Source organism: Domibacillus tundrae (assembly GCF_000970675.1).
GTDB classification, from domain to species: domain Bacteria; phylum Bacillota; class Bacilli; order Bacillales; family Domibacillaceae; genus Domibacillus; species Domibacillus tundrae.
The window spans coordinates 139,368-158,498 of record NZ_LAJA01000001.1 but is presented as its reverse complement, the minus strand read 5'-3'; the positions used below and the strand labels follow the sequence as shown (position 1 = coordinate 158,498).

At 45.1% G+C, this 19,131-nt stretch carries 17 protein-coding genes and 1 other RNA gene; 2 read left to right on the top strand and 16 right to left on the bottom strand.

Going from position 1 to position 19,131, the window contains the following annotated elements; all coding sequences use genetic code 11:
- Nucleotides 1-20: 20 nt before the first annotated feature.
- From hflX to nirB, 7 genes are all read right to left on the bottom strand, one after another.
- Entirely contained in the window at nt 21-1,289 is a 1,269-nt protein-coding gene (gene hflX, locus VQ00_RS00755; RefSeq protein ID WP_156153959.1) for a GTPase HflX, read from the bottom strand.
- Between the two features lie 490 nt (nt 1,290-1,779).
- The gene (locus VQ00_RS00750; RefSeq protein WP_046178230.1) at nt 1,780-2,601 is read right to left on the bottom strand and encodes an undecaprenyl-diphosphate phosphatase; all 822 of its coding nucleotides are present in this window, start codon (nt 2,599-2,601) and stop codon (nt 1,780-1,782) included.
- Between the two features lie 65 nt (nt 2,602-2,666).
- Nucleotides 2,667-2,948: an AbrB/MazE/SpoVT family DNA-binding domain-containing protein gene (locus tag VQ00_RS00745; RefSeq protein WP_046178229.1), complete on the bottom strand. Its 282-nt coding sequence runs from the start codon at nt 2,946-2,948 to the stop codon at nt 2,667-2,669.
- Nucleotides 2,949-3,063: 115 nt separating this feature from the next.
- Entirely contained in the window at nt 3,064-3,666 is a 603-nt protein-coding gene (locus VQ00_RS00740) for an alpha/beta hydrolase (protein ID WP_046178228.1), read from the bottom strand.
- 84 nt (nt 3,667-3,750) lie between these two features.
- A complete protein-coding gene (cobA, locus tag VQ00_RS00735; RefSeq protein ID WP_046178227.1) occupies nt 3,751-4,500 on the bottom strand; it encodes a uroporphyrinogen-III C-methyltransferase in 750 nt (249 codons plus the stop codon).
- Between the two features lie 17 nt (nt 4,501-4,517).
- Nucleotides 4,518-4,835 carry a nitrite reductase small subunit NirD gene (nirD, locus tag VQ00_RS00730; RefSeq protein ID WP_046178226.1) on the bottom strand — a complete coding sequence of 106 codons (318 nt, stop codon included), beginning with the start codon at nt 4,833-4,835 and terminating at the stop codon, nt 4,518-4,520.
- A 15-nt stretch (nt 4,836-4,850) separates the two neighbouring features.
- Nucleotides 4,851-7,262 carry a nitrite reductase large subunit NirB gene (gene nirB, locus VQ00_RS00725; RefSeq protein WP_046178225.1) on the bottom strand — a complete coding sequence of 804 codons (2,412 nt, stop codon included), beginning with the start codon at nt 7,260-7,262 and terminating at the stop codon, nt 4,851-4,853.
- Nucleotides 7,263-7,445: 183 nt separating this feature from the next.
- Here nirB and VQ00_RS00720 point away from each other — a divergent pair, with 183 nt between their 5' ends.
- Both VQ00_RS00720 and VQ00_RS00715 read left to right on the top strand, forming a co-directional pair.
- Nucleotides 7,446-7,775, top strand: coding sequence for a MerR family transcriptional regulator (locus tag VQ00_RS00720; protein ID WP_046178224.1), 330 nt, complete (start codon nt 7,446-7,448; stop codon nt 7,773-7,775).
- A 200-nt stretch (nt 7,776-7,975) separates the two neighbouring features.
- Entirely contained in the window at nt 7,976-9,850 is a 1,875-nt protein-coding gene (locus VQ00_RS00715; protein WP_046178223.1) for a nucleoside-diphosphate sugar epimerase/dehydratase, read from the top strand.
- 110 nt (nt 9,851-9,960) lie between these two features.
- On the opposite strand, the gene VQ00_RS00710 is transcribed toward VQ00_RS00715, so the two are convergent.
- The 9 genes from VQ00_RS00710 to tpiA all read right to left on the bottom strand — a co-directional run bounded on the left by VQ00_RS00710 (nt 9,961) and on the right by tpiA (nt 19,119).
- Complete coding sequence (locus tag VQ00_RS00710) at nt 9,961-10,620, bottom strand: acetyltransferase (protein WP_046178222.1); 660 nt, start codon at nt 10,618-10,620, stop codon at nt 9,961-9,963.
- Between the two features lie 383 nt (nt 10,621-11,003).
- Nucleotides 11,004-11,370, bottom strand: a transfer-messenger RNA (tmRNA) gene (ssrA, locus tag VQ00_RS17890).
- A gap of 106 nt (nt 11,371-11,476) precedes the next feature.
- A complete protein-coding gene (smpB, locus tag VQ00_RS00705) occupies nt 11,477-11,944 on the bottom strand; it encodes an SsrA-binding protein SmpB (RefSeq protein WP_046178221.1) in 468 nt (155 codons plus the stop codon).
- Between the two features lie 18 nt (nt 11,945-11,962).
- Complete coding sequence (rnr, locus tag VQ00_RS00700) at nt 11,963-14,326, bottom strand: ribonuclease R (protein ID WP_046178220.1); 2,364 nt, start codon at nt 14,324-14,326, stop codon at nt 11,963-11,965.
- A gap of 25 nt (nt 14,327-14,351) precedes the next feature.
- A complete protein-coding gene (locus VQ00_RS00695) occupies nt 14,352-15,098 on the bottom strand; it encodes an alpha/beta hydrolase (protein WP_046178219.1) in 747 nt (248 codons plus the stop codon).
- 78 nt (nt 15,099-15,176) lie between these two features.
- Nucleotides 15,177-15,413 (bottom strand): preprotein translocase subunit SecG, encoded by a 237-nt coding sequence (gene secG / locus VQ00_RS00690; RefSeq protein WP_375143337.1) that lies wholly within the window; start codon nt 15,411-15,413, stop codon nt 15,177-15,179.
- A gap of 105 nt (nt 15,414-15,518) precedes the next feature.
- On the bottom strand, nt 15,519-16,814 hold the full coding sequence (gene eno / locus VQ00_RS00685) for a phosphopyruvate hydratase (protein WP_046178218.1): 1,296 nt from the start codon (nt 16,812-16,814) through the stop codon (nt 15,519-15,521).
- A gap of 15 nt (nt 16,815-16,829) precedes the next feature.
- Nucleotides 16,830-18,365, bottom strand: a complete 1,536-nt coding sequence (gene gpmI, locus VQ00_RS00680) for a 2,3-bisphosphoglycerate-independent phosphoglycerate mutase (protein ID WP_046178217.1) — start codon at nt 18,363-18,365, stop codon at nt 16,830-16,832.
- A complete protein-coding gene (gene tpiA, locus VQ00_RS00675) occupies nt 18,358-19,119 on the bottom strand; it encodes a triose-phosphate isomerase (RefSeq protein ID WP_046178216.1) in 762 nt (253 codons plus the stop codon). The genes gpmI and tpiA overlap by 8 nt, the downstream gene beginning before the upstream one ends.
- Nucleotides 19,120-19,131 lie beyond the last annotated feature (12 nt).

Genomic DNA, 19,131 nt, shown 5'->3' with positions numbered 1-19,131 from the left:
TCAAAAGACGTACTGGTTCATTATTTCACAACAAATGACTTGTATTTTTCATAATCTGCCTGATTGCACTCTACCGTCAGCTTCGTCCCATTTTCCTCGTATTCCGTTTTAAGAACGGCGGTATGTTCATTAAAATAAGAAACCACCTCCCCTTCATCAAACGGAATAAGCAATGTAGCGCGAACGTAGTCTTTAAATAAATGACGCTTCAGCACATCGGTCAGCTCCGTAATACCGGCCCGCTCTTTTGCGGATAAATAAACCGAATCACCGGCTGCTTCCGGATACTCAATGCCAGCAAGATCGGCTTTATTGTACGCGTAAATAACCGGCATGTTTTTTGCGCCAATATCGGCGAGTGTTTTTTCGGTAATGTCCATCATCGTCTCAAACTGAGAACTTGATACGTCAATCACATGGACAAGCACATCTGCTTCCGCCGCTTCTTCAAGTGTTGAACGAAACGCTTTAACAAGATGGTGAGGCAGCTTGTTAACGAATCCAACGGTATCGGCAAGCAAAAATTCTTTTTTATCTGGCAGCTCGATACTGCGGACGGATGTATCAAGTGTCGCAAACAGCATATCTTTTTCAAATACTTCCGCTCCGTCTCCGCCATGTGTCTGGAGCATCGCATTCATGACCGTCGATTTCCCTGCATTCGTATAACCGACAAGCGCGGCAACAGGCATATTATTTTTTTGCCGTTGTCTGCGCTGCACCGTCCGCTGTTCAGAAATTTTTGCCAGTTCTTTGCGCAAATAGGATATTTTCGATTCGATTTTCCGGCGGTCGAGCTCGAGCTTTGTTTCACCGGCACCACGGTTTTTAAAACCTGATCCGCCCCCCTGCCGTCCAAGGGCCACATACGTGCCGACAAGACGCGGCAGCATGTACTGAAGCCTTGCCATCTCCACTTGCAGCTGCGCTTCTTTCGTTTTTGCACGCCGGCCAAAAATGTCTAAAATGAGCATCGTCCGGTCAATGACTTCGCAGTCGAGTTCTTTTTCAAGGTTACGAATTTGCGACGGCGACAGTTCGCTGTCAAAAATGACAACGTCCGCTTCCATCTGTTCAGCAAGGTTTTTCAATTCCTCTACTTTCCCGGTTCCCATATAAAGCGCCGAATGGACACGCGGCAAATTTTGTGTCAGCTCACCTTTCACATCAATGCCGCACGCTTCGGCCAAATTCTTCAATTCTTCCATTGAATAAAGAAAGTCGTCGCCATTGTCCGTATTGACACCGGCTGTAATTCCTTTTAACTGTTCGATTTTTGTTTCGTTCATATAAACCTCCATTGTGAAAAAACCGCAGACAGCTGCCTGCGGGATCCATTCGTGCTGTAATTTTATCATGCCCGCTTTCCCTAAATCAAACTCAGTCAATGACCGCTTTTATATTTGCTTCTGCATTTTTAGCAATTGCTTGCACTGTATCGTCAGCAGCAATCCAAAACGGCGCTCACACAAAAGCAGAAGGAAAAGTGATAAGGTCAACTTATATAATACCTTTTTCTCTTCCGCAGGATTGTACACCTCTAAAATCTTATATGATTGATCGGAATCGAGCCCTTTTCATTTAATTTTTTTGACGTCGAAAAATCAAAGAACGCCGAGTTTTTCTTTTTGCAGCCCTCCGCCAATCCGCTTCGCTGCTTCTTCTGCTGTTCACGTCTTCTGCGTAATGAAACCTATCATACCACTTCTTTCGATTTTCTCGCATTATACAAGCATAGTTAATTATTCCACATAAAAAAACGGAGACAAGTGTCTCCGTTTAAAGAAAGATAAAATAAATGACCGCCGCCAGCACAATTCGATAAATGGCGAATGGAATCAGTTTTACACGGTTAATAAGTTTCAAGAAAAATTTAATCGAGATAAGCGCAAAAATGAATGCGCTGATAAAGCCAATAACAAAAAACGGCAGTGCGTCCATCGTAAAATACTGCCAATTTTTCAACAGTGAAATGAAACTGGCTCCAGCCATAATCGGGACAGCCATAATAAAGGTAAAGTCCGCCGCTGCCCGGTGGCTCATGCCAAGCATAACACCGCCTGAGATCGTAGCACCAGATCGTGAAAAGCCCGGCCAAAGCGATAGGCATTGAATGATCCCGACAGTAAGGGCCTGTTTGTATGTAATTTGATCAACTGTCTCCACTGTCCGTTTATTCCGTCCGAGCAAATCAGCAGCAATCATCCAAAACCCGCCGATAACAAGACCAATCAATACCGTTTCTGTTGAAAACAAATGTTCATCAATAAAATCTTCAAACAAAACACCTAGTATTCCAGCTGGCAGCAAGCCAACAAGAACGTGTGTCAGCCGAAGACGCCCCTCCTGCCCGCGTGTTTCTTTTTTCAAACCCAGTAAATCAATAAATCGGTTTCGAAACATTACGACAACAGCTAAAATCGATCCGAGTTGAATGACAATTTTAAACGTATTAGCCGCATATTTTCCCAAAAACTGATGTGATTGCAGCCACATCTCATCGACAATAATCATGTGTCCCGTGGACGAGACCGGAGCAAATTCCGTAAGCCCTTCAACAAGGCCAAGAATAACTGCTTTTAGTAGAGTGATAAAATCCATTTTAGTTCTCCTTCATTCGATTTCCACTCTTTAAATTAGCATACTTTTAACTATACGCCAATTGTTTACTGTTTAGACTTCATTTCTTCCAAAAGAAGGAGCGCTGCTTCTTTACTTAATTCAATGCCGCCGCTAAATGGCTGGCACTCTGCCGAGGCGACCCCTGTGACATAGCAAACCTTCTCTTCTTCTACTTGGTCTACGTGTTTTTTAATGACAATTTCATCTTGTTTTACTTTCACTATCACACGATCCTCCGGTTGAATGTCCAGCTTTTTACGCACCGCTTTCGGCAATACGACCCGCCCTTGCCCGTCCACTATGCGTTTTGCTTTCACTTGAATCATAAGCCACCTCTTTTTATTTATGACAATTCTACTATTTCACATTCCCTTTTCACTGTCAAAACACGATAATTCAATAAAAAAACCAGAAAGAAGGCATGCTTCTCTCTGGTTTTTATTAAGATAGTGTCTGTTTATACCATTCAGCGGCTGCCTGAACTTCCGTGCCTGTCAGCATATGGCCATTCATTTCCCAATGAACATCCACTTTGGCACCGGCGCCGTCCAGCAGCTGCTTTAAATCGTCCGTTTCCGTAGCAGGACAAATTGGGTCATTTTTTCCAGCAGTGATAAAAACCGGCACGCCTTGCAGATCCGGCAGTTTAATACCGCGTCTCGGCACCATCGGATGATGCAGAATTGCGCCTTTTAGTGCATTCTCATAATGAAACAACAGGCTTGCCGCTATGTTAGCACCGTTCGAGTAGCCGATTGCGATCACTTCATTCCGATCGAAACCATGCTCGCTCGCTGCATCATGTAAAAATTCATTTAATTCATTCGTTCGGAAAACTAAATCCTCTTCATCAAATACACCTTCCGCCAGCCGTCTGAAAAACCGCGGCATGCCATTTTCAAGTACATTTCCTCTGACACTCAAAACAGATGCATTCGGGTCAATCATTTCGGCAAGCGGCAGTAAGTCTTGCTCCGTTCCACCCGTTCCGTGCAGCAAAAGCAGCACACGGCTATTTGATCCCTTTTGAAATAGATATTTCACGTTGCCTCCACCCTTCTCGGCTCGTTATCTCGAATTAAAGATAATGGTACAGCACAAACAATGGCGAGTCAACGGATTTACTTTTTAATATGCAGCAGCAGCCATTTCATGCTGCAGCTGCCTGCGGCAATTGACCACATCTCCGACTACGATGACCGCTGGATTTCCTACTTTCTGCTTCCGGGCTTCTTCTGCAATGTGGCTGATCGGTGCAGTCACGACACGCTGTGCAGAGGTTGTACCCTGTTCAATAACCGCTGCCATCGTTGCACCGCTCCGGCCATGCTGTATGAGGGCCTCCGCAATGCCGGCTAGATTCTTCATGCCCATATAAATGACAATCGTGTCGACAGCGGTTGCCAATTGCGCCCAGTCGGTTTCTTGTTTGCCGTCCATTTGGTGGCCGGTGACGACCGCAAATGAGTTGCCGTATTCACGGTGCGTAATCGGGATATCCGCATAGGCCGGTGCGGCGATCCCCGCTGTAATGCCGGGAATGACCTGAACTGGAATCCCAAACCCCTTCACATAGGCGGCTTCTTCACCACCGCGGCCAAATACGAAGGGATCGCCGCCTTTCAGCCGAACGACACATTTCCCCTTTGAGGCGAATTTAACAAGCAGGCTGTTGATCCGATCCTGTGTCATCACATGATTGCCGGGAAACTTGCCGCAAAAGACGCGGACGGCCGATGGCTTCGCTTCATCCAGCAGCTCTTTATTGACCAGTCGGTCGTATAAAATCACATCCGCTTTCTGGATCGCTTTCAGTGCTTTTACCGTAATCAGTTCCGGGTCGCCCGGTCCTGCTCCTACAATATATACAGCCCCCATCTTGGTCCGCCTCCTTTTTAGATCAATAGAAACACGTCGTCATTTTCAACTACCGCTTTATACGTTGAGACACAGCCGACATCCGGGGCCTGCACCTGGCCGTCGGTCGTGCAGATTTTCCAGTCGTGCATCGGGCAGAAGACGTGCTCGCCGCTCACAATGCCTTCTGCGAGCACCCCGCCTTTATGCGGGCATCGGTTTTCAATCGCCGTCACCTTTCCATTTCCCAGCTTAAAAACGGCCAATTCCAGTTCGCCCACCCGGATGGTTTTGCCCATTTTCTCCGGCAGATCCTGAATCGAGGCGATCCGCACCTTTTCCATTACTTTTTCCATGTTCACGGCCCCCTTTTATTTTGTCGCGCTGACGAGTTCAGTTTCATATAATTCTTTGCGTGTTTTTTCGCTGTCAATAACTTCTTTCCATGGCTCTTTCGTGACAGACAATGCCTCATCAATCCGGGCATTTAGTGCGTCCCGTGTCGCTTTATCAGCCAGCACTTCTTTAATGTGATCCAGCCCGACACGCTCTACCCAAACCGATGTCCGTTCGAGATAAACGGCATCCTCTCGGTAATATTGCATGAATGCGCCAATCATTTCCATCACTTCTTCATCGGTTTTGACCTTACAGAATAAGTCAGCCGCTCGTAAATGCGTGCCGCCGTTACCGCCGACATAAAGTTCCCAGCCGCCGTCCACACCAACAACACCGAGATCCTTGATGCCCGATTCTGCACAGTTGCGCGGGCAGGCGGAAACCGCCATTTTAAATTTATGCGGCGTGCCAATGCGCTCAAATTTCTTTTCCATCCGGACACCCAAACTCATGGAATCCTGGGTGCCGAATCGGCAGAAGCTTTCGCCGACACATGTTTTTACAGTCCGGAGTGTTTTCCCGTATGCGTAGCCGGATGGCATATCCAGGTCCGCCCACATGCCCGGCAGGTCTTCTTTTTTCACCCCGAACAAATCAATCCGCTGGCCGCCAGTTACCTTAATCAGCGGCACGCTGTATTTATCGGCGACATCGGCAATTTTCCGCAGGTCCTCCGCTGAGGTGACACCGCCATACATCCGTGGCACAACCGAATACGTGCCGTCTTTTTGAATGTTGCCATGCATGCGCTCATTGACAAAGCGGGATTCTTTTTCGTCTTCATATTCTGTCGGCTTAATCATGCCGAGGTAGTAGTTCAGCGCCGGACGGCATTTCGAGCAGCCGCCGTCTGTGTTCCAGCCGAGCACATTCATCACTTCATGTGTATGCGACAAGCCTTTTTCCCGAATTGCTTCCACGACTTCATCGCGTGAAAGTATCGTACAGCCGCAGATGGCTTCTTTTTGAGTGGAGGTGTCAAACCCATCGCCAAGTGTATGGGCAAGAAGATCGACCACAAGCGGTTTACAGCCGCCGCATGAACGCGACGCACTTGTGCAGCCTTTTACTTCATCCGCAGTCGTTAAGCCATTTTCTTTAATGGCGCAGACAATGTCGCCTTTGGACACACCGTTACAGCCGCAGATCAGTTCGCTGTCATCCATGGACGCGACCAGACTTGTGCCGCCGGCCGCTTCTTCCGCCGCCCCGATGTATTCCTCTACATCCGCTTTTTTGTTAATAAGGCGAAGCAGCTTGTTTCCTTCGCTCGTATCGCCAAACAGAACAGCTCCGGCCATTTTCCCGTCACGGATTAAAACCTTTTTATACATGCCTTTCCAGTCATCAAACATTTTGATTGTTTTCGTTTCTTCGTCTTCCACGATTTCACCAACCGAGAACACGTCAACGCCTGACACTTTTAATTGAGTGGATAAGACAGAGCCTTCGTATCCAGCTGCCGGCTCATTGCAAATATGTGCGGCCATTGCTTTTCCTTGCTCATAAAGCGGGGCGACTAATCCATAAACGACTCCGCGGTGTTCCGCACATTCGCCGACCGCATAAACGTCCGGGGTGTTTGTTTCCATATAATCATTGACGAGAATCCCCCGGTTGACAGCAATGCCGCTCTCTTTTGCAAGGGAAGTATTCGGCCGAATACCCGCGGCCATGACGACAAGATCCGTTTCAATTTGCTCCCCATCTCCAAACCTGATGCCTTCTACCCGATCTTCTCCTAGAATTTCCGCTGTCTGCTTATTCATTAAAAACGTCATACCCTGCTTTTCCAGTTCTTTTTGAAGCATTTTTCCAGCTGTTCCATCCAACTGGCGCTCCATCAAAAAGTCCGCAAGATGAATCACATTGACGTCCATTCCCAAATTGAGTAAGCCGCGCGCCGCTTCCAAGCCGAGAAGGCCGCCGCCGATGACAGACGCTTTTTTGTATTCTTTCGACGTGTTGATCATTTTTTCACAGTCTTTAATGTCACGGAATGCCGTCACGCCTTCTTTTTCGTGGCCTGGCACCGGAATGATAAATGGAAGTGAGCCGGTCGCGATAATAAGCTTGTCGTATGCAACCGCGCGCTCTTTCGTTATGTGAACCAATTTGTTTTCCGTATCCACCCGTGTTATTTTTTCTCCCGGGTAAAGCTGGATGTTGTGGTCTTCATACCAATTCCAGTCATTTAATGTAATATCAGAAATCGTCGTGTCCCCTTGGAGAACTTTGGACAATTGAATACGATTATAATTTGGATAAGGCTCTTCACCGAAAATAGTGATATGAAAGCGGTTCGGATCAATTTTCAGCAATTCTTCAATAGACCGGACACCTGCCATTCCATTTCCGATTAATACGATTTTTTCTTTTGTCATCTGAACATCCTCCTTGGTGGCTGTTGATAGTGTTGATTATAGGAGACATAAAAGAAGTAGTCACGATAAATGTTATATAATCTGACACAAAAGTTTAATTGTAAGAAAACATAACATAAACTTGTTACATATTTTTCGGAAGTAATATATAATAGTGAATGTATCCCATTTCGAGGTGATCTTATGACAGAAGAAGAAAAAAGTTATAAAGCGAAAAAGGTCATTACGATCGGCGTTGTTAGCGAACTGACTGGTCTATCCGAGCGTCAAATCCGCTATTATGAAGAACGACAGCTCATTTTCCCTGATCGTTCCCAGCGCGGAACGAGAAAATATTCTTTTGGTGATGTGGAAACGTTAATGGATATCGCCAATCAGATGGAAGATGGTGTACGAACATTTGAAATCAGGCAGGAAATGAAGAAAAAGCCGGATCAGGAAAAACTAAAGCGGAGCATGATCAAAGGACAGCTGAATGCACGCTTTGGCATTCAAAACAACATGAGAAAATAATATCATTCACCTATAAAAAAGAACTTGCCTCGTCCCCGCAAGTTCTTTTTTACGTTTATTAAGTTTTCGCTCTTATTTTAACTTCAGTTTCTTCTTCTCTCCACTAGGCTAATTCCCATTTTTTAGAAATTTCATCACATTCCCTTCTCTGCATTCATATACAGTAAAGAAAATAAAAAGAATTGAAGGGGGGTTTTTTTATGAGTCGAAACAAAATATATGCACTAGCGCTTTTAATGGATTCCATGATCGTATTTATTTCTGTTATCAGCTCCTGCTTTATCTTTTATGAAAACAACGGAAACATTACCCTATATGAAATTACTTACATCTTCCTGCTGTTTTGGACCACATTGATTGCCGGATTTCATTTGTTCCGCCACTACCGTCATTTATGGCGTTTTGCTAGTATGGGTGAAACGAAGGTCATCAGTAAAAGTTTTGTGTTCACGCTTATTACAGCCGGTACCCTTCACCTTCTTTTCTCTGAATGGAATATGGTCAGCTTACCCCACTCTCTTCTTTTGATGACGTGGGCCGTGACATTGTTCGCTTTCTTATTTTCACGCCTTATTTTATGGTCCATCAATGAAAACAAGGGCATGCTCAATAAAAAAGGGAAAAGAACATTAATTATCGGCGCCGGCAGTGCAGGTATTTTAGTCGTAAAAGAACTAAAAAAATCTGTTAATTCATCTCTGTATCCCGTGGCCTTTATCGATGATGATCCAGAAAAACTGGGCCTTCATGTCAGAAATATGCCTGTCGCCGGCACAAGCCGGGACATTGAAAGAGTCATTAAAAAATTCAATATAGAAATGACTGTCATTGCAGTCCCTTCTGCTTCGGGAAGCGATATTACCAAGATTGTTAAAGCGTGCCAAAAAAGCGATGTAGATGTGAAAATTCTGCCGCGGATCACGGATATTATTAACGGCCGTATTACGCTGAATATGATTCGTGAAGTAAACGTCGAAGATCTGCTCGGCCGGCCGCCTATTCAATTAGATGTTCTCAGTATTTCTCATTATGTACAAGAAAAAACGGTTTTAATTACCGGAGCAGGCGGCTCAATCGGTTCAGAAATCTGCAGGCAAATTTCTTCTTTTAAACCAAAACAATTGCTCCTGCTCGGTCATGGAGAAAATAGTATATATACAATTGAAAAAGAGCTTGAACAATTATGTCCAAACCTCTCTGTTAAAGCACTTATCGCCGATATTCAAGATAAAAATCGGCTGGAGCATATCTTCTCTGTTCACCGCCCTCAGGTTGTATTTCATGCTGCCGCCCATAAACACGTGCCTTTAATGGAACATAACCCGACCGAAGCAATTAAAAATAACATCTTCGGCACAAAACATTTGGCAGAATGTGCTCATCAATACAATGTTGAGACGTACGTTCAAATTTCAACAGACAAAGCGGTGAACCCGACGAGCGTCATGGGTGTAACAAAACGAATCGCAGAGCTGATCATTCAAAACCTGAATCAAAAAAGCGATACTAACTTTGTCGCCGTACGATTCGGGAATGTGCTTGGAAGCAGGGGCAGTGTCATTCCTTTATTCAAAAAACAAATACAAGGCGGCGGGCCGGTTACGGTCACACATCCTGATATGACCCGCTACTTTATGACCATTCCAGAAGCTGTGCAGCTTGTCATTCAAGCAGGGGCTTTGTCAAAGGGTGGGGAAATTTTCATTCTCGATATGGGCAAGCCGGTCAAAATCAGTGAATTAGCCCGAAATTTAATTACGCTGTCCGGCCTGACACCGGATAAAGACATTCACATCTGTTATACAGGAATACGCCCGGGAGAAAAATTGCACGAAGAATTATTTACAGCAGAAGAAGGCAATATGGCATCCAAACATGAACTTATTTATGTGGCAAAACCGGCTGATTTAACTGAAATGGATATACTGTTTTGGATCCGCCAGCTGGAAAACCTCGTTTATTCGCCTGGAGCAGAACAGAGAAATGATGAAATAAAGAAACTTCTAAAAGAAATCGTACCCGCTTATCAGATTGATTATTTTTCCCATAAAGTGAACCAGCATCGAACTTCATGAGTATTTTATTTCTAGTCATCGAACCGGTGGGTGATGCGCTGCTTTTTCTTTGCGGCAAATAGAATTTTCCCACTTTCCCTATCCTTGCTTTTTTCAGACATTCTCTTTACTCATAATAAGTAGCTGTCTTCTTGATTTCTGGACCTGATTATTTTCGCGGGTGTCCCGTATGCGACACTGTAGGGGTCTATGTTTTTCAAGACAGTAGAGCCCGCTCCAATAATAGTATGTTCGCCAATGCGGATCGAGTGAATGACATTGGCACCTAACGAAATAACCGCACTGTTGCCTATTTTTACCTGCCTTCCAAGTGTTGCTCCCGGTGCAATGCTGACGTAATCACCCAAAATGCAGTCATGATCAACAGAGGAATTCGTATTGACAATACATTGCTCTCCAATAATCGTATTCCGATTAATGACAGCTCCGGCCATAACAATCGTTCCATCTCCTATTTTGACATCACTGCTGACATACGCTGATGGGTGAATAGATGAAATAAATGAAAAGTTAGGGACAAGTGCCTGAATGGTTTGAATCATTTTTTTCCGGCTCCAGTTATCTTCGATCGCAGCGATCCCCCCGTGAATGTGCTTATTTATTTGCAGCAGCACCCCTTCTGTTCCAATGACCCGGTATCCATAAATAATTGTATTAACAGGACGGACTGGATCGATAATTCCATATATTGAATATTTCTTTTCTTTTTCGATTGCATCTATCAAAACACTTGCATGCCCCCCTGCACCAATAATGATGATTTTTTTCATTCAAATCACCCCCAGCTATTCAATTCTTTTTAAAATTGTTTCAATTGATGCAGCATAGATGGCAAAAAATCGTATTTTTCCCTAACATATATTCTAACCAAGGGAATAGGCAAAAGAATGATTATTCAATAAAGCAAATTTCTAGTTTTCTTTTTCAAATAAGTTCTTTGCGGACTGTTTTATAAATGTATGCAGCCCATTTCTTTTCAATGACTTCCTTCCGCTAATTGGCATTTTCCGGAAAGCTGATACATGCCAGAGATTTCTGCTGTATACCGGCTTTTTATTCATGGTTTAATGATTGAATATAGGCTTTGAAATGCTCTATCTAAATACAAAAAGCCTTGCAAAATTTGCAAGGCTTTTTTGTGTGCTCCATACATGTATGGAGACGGCGGGAGTCGAACCCGCGTCCAAAGATAACGGCACCTGAGCGTCTACGGGTGTAGCTATGCTATTTGAGTCTCGCCGGTCCATCTGCCGCACAGCAGGCGTTTGGATCGGCCAGTCTGATTAGTCTCTTCTGTCATCCCCAGACGGAGGAATCGAGCGTAGTCCGCTGAAAGTGGGCCCCTTACCCGACTGCACGGACAACAGCGGGAGGAGCACAGGCTAACCTAAAGTTAATTAGGCAGCTTGTAGTTGTGTTTGTTGTTTGCCAGTTATTATAGGCAAGTGCGTTTTGACAGAGCCGACCCTCTGACCCGCAGCCCAGGCTCGAACTACCCCTGTCGAATCCGTAACGTCCCCGTTAGGAAAAGCTGTTCTTTACATCAGAACATCGCTTGAAGGTATCGTTCGAAGCAAGATTGCTTCATTGTGACAGAATCTATTATAACATAAATAGATTAGCTTCTCAACCTTTTTGACGATCACGGAAAGCCCGATCCATATCGCGTTTTGCTTCTTTTTGCTTCAGATCTTCACGCTTGTCATATTTCTTTTTCCCTCTCGCAAGTCCGATCAACAGCTTGGCATAGCCATCTTTTAAATAAAGCTTTAATGGAACAATGGAATAGCCCGCTTCTTTTGTTTCACCGATGAGTGTATTAATTTGCTTCCGATGCAAAAGAAGCTTTCTCGTGCGGAGCGGTTCATGATTATGGATATTTCCTTGCTCGTATGGGCTGATGTGCATGTTGTGAACAAATAGTTCGCCGTTCCGAATGCGGGCGAATGAATCTTTTAAATTCACACGTCCCGCACGGATTGCTTTAATTTCTGTTCCTAACAGCACCAAGCCTGCTTCGTACGTTTCTTCGATAAAGTAATCGTGGCGCGCTTTTTTATTTTGCGCGAGCACTTTTCCTTCTCCTTTTGGCATTGGTGGGTCCTCACTTTCTTACTTGCGCTTCTTTTTCTTCGGAATTCCTTCGTAAAACTTTCGGTTTTTCTTTTTCTTTTGCGGCTGGTTTGACCATTCGCCGCTGCCCCCTTTTATATCCGGACGTGCTGGTTTTTTCGACGGCGTGTCATCTTTTTTTAACAATTGTGCTTTTTTACCGCGGCTGCGCGGTTTTTTTTCGGCTGCTCCGTCCATGCGTTTTGGACGCTGGCGCTGCTTTATCATGCCCACAATTTCAAAATCAACCGACTGCTCTTCTTTATTGACATCGCGGACACGCACCGTGATTTCATCACCGATTCGGAATACATTGCCGGTCCGTTCGCCAATCATCGCAAAATGCCGTTCATCATAACGGTAATAATCATCCGTCAGATATGAAACGTGGACAAGTCCTTCAATCGTATTCTCAAGCGCAACAAACATCCCAAAGTTTGTCACTGAGCTAATGACACCATCGTACTCTTCGCCAATTTTATCAAGCATATATTCCGCTTTTTTCAGTTCGTCTGTATCCCGCTCCGCCTCGACTGCACGGCGCTCCATGCTTGACGTATGATCAGCGATTTCCGGAAGGCGCGCATCCCATTTTGCTTGTGTCGGCTGAGTGAGATCCCCATTAACCAAATACGTACGGATCAGTCTATGAACGATTAAATCCGGGTACCGGCGGATTGGCGAGGTAAAATGCGTATAAAACTCGGCAGCCAAACCAAAATGACCTAAGCTGTCCGCGTTATATTTCGCCTGCTGCATTGATCGAAGCATGACAGTTGAAATAACTGTTTCTTCCGGTGTGTCTTTTACATTTTCAATAATTTCCTGTAAGGCCCGCGGGTGAACAGAATTCGCTGTTCCCTTTACGTTCAAGCCGAAATTCGTTAAAAACTCAAAAAAGCGCTGCAATTTGTCTTCTTTCGGGTCTTCGTGAATCCGATAAATAAATGGAACATCCATCCTATGAAAATGCTCAGCAATCGTTTCATTCGCCGCTAACATAAATTCTTCGATGAGCTTTTCCCCAACAGAACGTTCACGAATAACAACATCAGTTGGATGCCCTTCTTCGTCGACAATAACTTTTGCTTCTTTGAAGTCAAAATCAATCGCACCCCGGTCAAACCGTTTTTGACGCAAAACCGCTGCCAACTCTTCCATTCGTTCAAATAATGGCACGAGCGGCTCGTATTTCGCACGCAATTCTTCATCTTTATCGTTTAAAATTTTATTTATATCTGAATATGTCATACGTTCCGTTGTCCGAATGACACTGTCAAAAATTTCATGGCTGACGACTTCGCCCGACCCATTAATTTCCATTTCACACGACAGTGTTAAGCGATCCACTTTTGGGTTCAATGAACAAATGCCATTTGACAAACGGTGTGGAATCATTGGAATTACCCGGTCAACTAAATAAACACTCGTGCCGCGTTCATATGCTTCCCGGTCAATCGGAGAGTTTTCCGTTACGTAATGGCTAACGTCGGCAATATGAACACCGAGCTTGTAGTTGCCATTTTCAAGCTTTGTCACTGTTACCGCATCATCCAAATCTTTTGCATCTGCACCATCAATGGTCACGATTACTTCCTCGCGAAGATCGCGGCGGTTTTGAATGTCTTTCGGATCGATTTGATCCGGCACGGCGTTGGCTTGTTCAAGCACATCATCCGGAAACTCCTGTGGCAGGCCATGCTTGTAAATGATCGACATAATGTCGACACCGGGATCATTTTTATGCCCGATAATTTCTTTTACTTCGCCTTCCGCTGCCTGTCTTCCTTCCGGCCAGCGCGTAATGTGGACAACCACTTTATGCCCGTCGATCGCGCCGGCTGTTTTTTCTATCGGAATAAAAATATCGGCTGTAAATTTTTTGTCGTCCGTTTCCACAAAACCAAAGCTTTTTTTATCGACAAACGTGCCGACCACCTCTGTTTGACCGCGTTCTAATATACGGACGACCGTGCCTTCACGACGCGTTCCGCTTTCGTCTTCTTTTGTGACACGCACAAGGGCAACGTCACCATTCAGCGCGCCATTTGTTTCATGTGGCGGAATGAATACGTCGTCCATGTCCTTCTCATCCGGCAGCAAAAACGCAAAACCTTTTGCATGGCCGGAAATTTTTCCGCGTACAAGGTTCATTTTTTCAGGCAGGCCGTACCGATTTGCCCGCGTCCGGACGACAAGACCGCGTTCTTCCATGTAGACGAGTGACTTAACAAAATCCCGGAATCCTTCTGATCCTTCAATGCCGAGTACTTCTTCAAGCTCCTGTACCGTCATCGGCTTATACGATTCTTCTTTCATATACGTCAATAATCGTTCAACGATTTTCTCTATGTGCTGGTCCATTATGACCCGCCTCCTTTTGCCAAGGTTACACCGTCCAGTCAAGCTGTTCAAGAAATGTGAGAATGTCTGCGTGCAGCTGCTCTTTTTCTTTATCAAGTGTAATGACATGGCCGGATTGTTCGTACCATTTCAATTGTTTCTCATCTGTTTCGACATTTTCAAAAATAATGTTGGCGCTGTTCGTGTCAATCATTTGATCCTGGCGTGCCTGAACAACAAATACAGGCGCATAAATGTGGTCAATGTGACTGCGGACATCCTGTACAAGGTCGCGGAGCGCATGCAGCGTATTCATCGGTGTTTGTTTAAACGCTTCTATTTCTTTTTCAATAACATCAGCGGATTTCCCTTCAAATTTCTTAAATCCACGCGCATATTCCACTACCCCGTTGTACATCGTCTGCTCGTCTTTCATCGACATGGGGGCACACATTGGAATAATACCCTTTACAGGTTTAGTATAACCGAGTTTCAGCCCAAAAACACCGCCAAGCGACAACCCGCATACCGCAATTTCTTCATAGCCGAGATCGATGAGGTGATTGTAGCCGTCCTGCACATCTTTCCACCAATCTTCAGGACCAGTTTTGACCAATTCTTCCGGCGGAACCGCATGCCCTTTATAGTGAGGCGCATGTGATGTATATCCATTTTTCTCAAGAAAGCGCCCAATCATGCGCACATCGGATGAATTTCCGGTAAAGCCATGCAAAAGCAGCACGGCCCGCTTTCCTGCTTCAAATGTAAATGGTTGTGGCAGTGTTAATTTCAAGTTGATCGATCCTTTCTTTTTTCTGTTAAGAGCCTTACAGGCACAAAAAAAGGCGATTCAGCCGAATCGCCTTTTTTATTACAAATCAAAATAAGAGAGTGCAATAGTTAAAACGAAAAACAATACGGACAAGACGACCGTTATGCGGTGCAGCACAAGATCAATGCCGCGCGCTTTCTGTTTCCCGAATAATTGCTCTGCACCGCCGGAAATAGCGCCGGAAAGTCCCGTGCTTTTCCCAGATTGCAGCAAAACGACCGCAATAAGCGAAATCGTCACAATCACGAGCAGTACGATAAGCACTGTATGCAACATGTGGTTTACCTCCATTAAAGACGAACATATAGATGACTGTATTATAACATACTTTTCCTGCCTGCGCAAAAAAAGCCCGGCGGCCGCCGGGCTTCAGATACATCATTATTTTTTCAAGTTGTAGAACGTGTCGTTGCCAAGGTATTGTGCAAGTTCAGCCAAATTGTCTTCGATACGAAGAAGCTGATTGTATTTCGCCACACGGTCCGTACGCGACGGAGCACCTGTTTTGATTTGTCCAGCGTTTGTTGCAACTGCGATGTCTGCAATTGTTGCATCTTCTGTTTCACCTGAACGGTGAGAGATAACCGCTGTGTAGCCTGCACGTTTTGCCATTTCGATCGCATCGAAGGTTTCTGTCAATGTACCGATTTGGTTTACTTTGATTAGGATTGAGTTTCCTACGCCGTTTTTAATGCCTTCAGACAATTTTTTTGTGTTTGTAACGAACAAGTCATCACCAACAAGCTGAACACGATCGCCAAGACGTTCTGTCAACAATTTGTGGCCATCCCAGTCGTTTTCGTCCAAACCGTCTTCAATTGAGATGATTGGGTATTTGTTAGCCATTTCTTCGTACCAGTCAACCATTTCAGCTGAAGTTTTTACAACGCCTTCGCCTGAAAGATGGTATTTGCCGTCTTCTTTGTTGTAGAACTCTGAAGATGCGGCATCCATTGCCAATTTCACTTCTTCACCTGGCTTGTAGCCAGCACGCTCAATTGCTTCGATAATTGTTTGAAGAGCTTCTTCGTTTGAACCAAGGTTTGGTGCAAATCCGCCTTCGTCACCCACTGCTGTGTTCAAGCCTTTTGCCTGAAGAACTGCTTTCAAGTTGTGGAAAATTTCCGCTCCCATGCGAAGCGCTTCTTTGAATGTAGCTGCACCTACAGGCATAACCATGAATTCTTGAATATCAACGTTGTTATCCGCATGCTCGCCGCCGTTTACAATGTTCATCATTGGAACTGGAAGCTGCTTGCCGTTTACACCGCCAAGATATTCATAAAGGTAGACGCCGTGGTAATCTGCAGCTGCATGTGCAACAGCCATTGACACACCAAGAATTGCGTTTGCACCGAGTTTCCCTTTGTTTTCTGTACCGTCAAGCTCGATCATTTCTTTGTCGATGCCGATTTGATCTGTTACAACGAAGCTGCCAACGATTTCCGGTGCGATTACTTCGTTTACATTTTTCACAGCCTGCTCGACACCTTTGCCAAGATAGCGGCTTTTATCGCCATCACGAAGCTCAACTGCTTCATGTTCGCCTGTTGAAGCACCTGATGGAACCATTGCGCGTCCGAATGCACCGGACTCTGTATATACCTCTACTTCGATTGTTGGATTTCCGCGTGAATCAAGTACTTCGCGTGCATAAATGTCTGTAATTACTGGCATAGTTTTGTCTCTCCCTTATTGTTGGATTAATGTTTTTCCAGTCATTTCAACTGGCAGTTCTACGTTCAATAGATCAAGAATCGTCGGTGCCAAGTCGCCCAAAATACCGCCCTCACGCAGTGTTACGCCCTCTTTTGTGACTATCACTGGTACTGGGTTTGTCGTATGAGCTGTCATCGGATTTCCCTCAATTGTTGTGACTTCATCAGCATTGCCATGATCGGCTGTAATGATCGCTGTTCCGCCTTTTGACAAAATTAAGTCTACCACCCGCCCGAGGCATTCATCAACTGTTTCAATCGCTTTAATGGTCGGTTCCAGCATTCCAGAATGGCCTACCATGTCCGGATTAGCAAAGTTTAAGATGATTGCATCCTGCTTGTCGCCTTCGATTTCCGCAAGTAACGCGTCCGTTACTTCATATGCGCTCATTTCCGGCTGCAAATCATATGTTGCTACTTTCGGCGAGTTGACCAAAATGCGTTTCTCACCTGGAAACTCTCCTTCACGTCCGCCGCTCATAAAGAACGTAACATGTGGGTATTTCTCTGTCTCTGCAATACGGAGCTGACGAAGGTTGTTGTTAGCCAATACTTCTCCGACAGTATTTGATAAATCTGTTTTGTTATACGCGATGACACCTTTCACTGTTTCCGAATAAGGTGTCATGCAAACGAAGAACAAGTTTTTCGGACGGAACTCGCCGCGATCAAATCCCATGAAGTCTTCGTTTGTAAAGACATTTGCCAACTGAATGGCCCGGTCCGGACGGAAGTTAAAGAAAATAACCGCGTCGTTATCCTGTACTTTTGCAACAGGAAGACCTTCTTTATTCGTAATAACGGTTGGAACAAAAAACTCATCATACACACCGGTTGCATACGATGCTTCCAGTGCTTCTAACGGATCGTGAAACTTCGGTGCGTCGTTTTGCGCAATTGCGCTGTATGCTTTTTCAACGCGGTCCCAGCGGTTGTCGCGGTCCATCGCATAGTAGCGTCCGGAAATTGTCGCAAACTGTCCGACACCAAGCTCATCCATTTTTGCCTGCACATCTTCAATGTAGCTCTTTGCTGTTTTCGGTCCAACATCACGTCCATCGAGAAACGCGTGAACGTATACCTTTTCAAGACCTTGATTCTTCGCAAATTGGAGCAAGGCTTTTAAATGCTCAATATGGCTATGTACGCCCCCATCCGACAGCAGGCCGAACAAGTGCAAAGCCGTTCCATTTGCTTTCGCGTGAGCAGCAGCTTTTAAAAATTGTTCGTTATCAAAAAATTCACCATCACGAATCGCAATGTTAATACGTGTTAAGCTTTGATACACAATACGGCCGGCGCCGATGTTCATATGGCCGACTTCCGAATTGCCCATCTGCCCGTCTGGCAAACCGACTGCTTCCCCGCTTGCTATGAGCTGAGAATGCGGGAATTGATTCCAGTAACGGTCGAAATTTGGCTTATTTGCCTGCGCGACCGCATTTCCGCTCGTTTCAGCCCGGCAGGCGAACCCGTCGAGAATAATGAGCGCAACCGGTCCTTTAGCCATTGTTGACAGCCTCCAAAAGTGCAAGGTACGATGCTGCATCCAAGCTTGCGCCGCCGACAAGTGCACCGTCGATGTCTGGCTGAGCCATGTATTCTGCAATGTTTTCAGGTTTTACGCTGCCGCCGTATTGAACACGGACAGAATCAGCTGCTTTGTCTGAATAAAGACCGCGAACTGTTTCACGAATTTCTGCACATACTTCGTTTGCATCGTTTGATGAAGACGATTTGCCTGTTCCAATCGCCCAAATTGGCTCATAAGCGATAACAGAATTGCTTACCTGCTCTTCAGACAAGCCTTCAAGTGCCGCTTTAATTTGGCCGGCAACGAATGCGTTCGTTTCGCCCGCTTCACGCTGTTCCAATGTTTCACCGCAGCAAATGATCGGTGTCATGCCATGATTGAAAATGGCTTTCGCTTTTTTGTTAACCGACTCGTCTGTTTCGTTAAATAATTCGCGGCGTTCTGAATGACCGATAATCACATATTCTACACCAAGATCGGACAATGATTTCGGGCTTGTTTCGCCTGTGAATGCACCGTTGTCTTCAAAGTGAGCATTTTGAGCGCTGATTTTCAATTCTGTTCCTTTTGCCGCTTCAACGAGCTGGCCAAGGAATAGTGCCGGTGCACCGATTACGCTGTCGACTTTCTCTGAAGATGGTACTCTTTCTTTTACATCGTTTGCGAATTCAAGTGCTTCGCCAAGCGTTTTATTCATTTTCCAGTTTCCTGCAATAATTGGTTTACGCATGAAAAAATCTCC